General features: G+C 47.3%; 1 rRNA gene. It reads right to left on the minus strand.

The window, feature by feature from the left end:
- Positions 1-38: 38 nt before the first annotated feature.
- Positions 39-1560 (minus strand): 16S ribosomal RNA (locus tag ACRD7B_RS22680).
- Positions 1561-1695: the final 135 nt, after the last annotated feature.

Genomic DNA, 1695 nt, shown 5'->3' on the forward strand with positions numbered 1-1695 from the left:
AAAGGCATATCCTAACAGGTTGTTAGAAACTTCTCCAGAAAGGAGGTGTTCCAGCCACACCTTCCGGTACGGCTACCTTGTTACGACTTAACCCTAGTTACCAGTTTTACCCTAGGCCGCTCCTTTCGGTGACAGACTTCAGGTACCCTCGGCTTCCATGGTTTGACGGGCGGTGTGTACAAGGCCCGGGAACGTATTCACCGCATCATGGCTGATATGCGATTACTAGCGAATCCAGCTTCACGAAGTCGGGTTGCAGACTTCGATCCGAACTGAGACCGGTTTTGGAGATTGGCATCAGGTCACCCTGTAGCTGCCCTCTGTACCGACCATTGTAACACGTGTGTAGCCCTGGACGTAAGGGCCGTGCTGATTTGACGTCATCCACACCTTCCTCGCGGTTTACACCGGCAGTCTTGTTAGAGTGCCCACCATTATGTGCTGGTAACTAACAACGTGGGTTGCGCTCGTTATGGGACTTAACCCGACACCTCACGGCACGAGCTGACGACAACCATGCAGCACCTTGTAAATTGTCCGAAGAAAAGCCTATCTCTAAGCCTGTCAATCTACATTTAAGTCCAGGTAAGGTTCCTCGCGTATCATCGAATTAAACCACATGTTCCTCCGCTTGTGCGGGCCCCCGTCAATTCCTTTGAGTTTCATTGTTGCCAACGTACTCCCCAGGTGGATTACTTAATGCTTTCGCTTTGTCGCTTACGATCTATTGCAAACAACTAGTAATCATCGTTTACGGCGTGGACTACCAGGGTATCTAATCCTGTTCGATCCCCACGCTTTCGTGCATCAGCGTCAGTTACAGTTTAGTAAGCTGCCTTCGCAATTGGTGTTCTGTAGTATATCTAAGCATTTCACCGCTACACACTACATTCCGCCTACCTCAAATGTACTCAAGAATAATAGTTTCAAAGGCAATTTTACGGTTGAGCCGCAAACTTTCACCCCTGACTTATTATTCCGCCTACGCACCCTTTAAACCCAATAAATCCGGATAACGCTTGCACCCTCCGTATTACCGCGGCTGCTGGCACGGAGTTAGCCGGTGCTTATTCATACGGTACCGTCGAATCACTACACGTAGCGACCATTCTTCCCGTATAAAAGAAGTTTACAATCCATAGAACCTTCTTCCTTCACGCGACATGGCTGGTTCAGGCTTTCGCCCATTGACCAATATTCCTCACTGCTGCCTCCCGTAGGAGTCTGGTCCGTGTCTCAGTACCAGTGTGGGGGACCTTCCTCTCAGAACCCCTAGACATCGTCGACTTGGTGAGCCGTTACCTCACCAACTATCTAATGTCACGCATGACCATCTTATACCACCGGAGTTTTAATAGCTTATTGATGCCAATAAACCATGTTATGGGGTATTAATCCGAATTTCTTCGGGCTATCCCCCAGTATAAGGTAGGTTTCATACGCGTTACGCACCCGTGCGCCGGTCGTCAGCGGAAGCAAGCTTCCCTGTTACCCCTCGACTTGCATGTGTTAGGCCTGTCGCTAGCGTTCATCCTGAGCCAGGATCAAACTCTTCGTTGTATAAAAATTTTAAATATCTTTCAAAATTTCTAATACCTTGACGTTAGGAAATGTTATTTCCTTTACCTTTTATTTCTTTTCTAAATTTATTTTTAAATTTAGGTACTTGCTCAATATTTTCAAAGATCGTTATGC

The sequence above is a fragment of the Carboxylicivirga fragile genome, assembly GCF_050589805.1.
Taxonomy (GTDB): Bacteria; Bacteroidota; Bacteroidia; order Bacteroidales; family Marinilabiliaceae; genus Carboxylicivirga; species Carboxylicivirga fragile.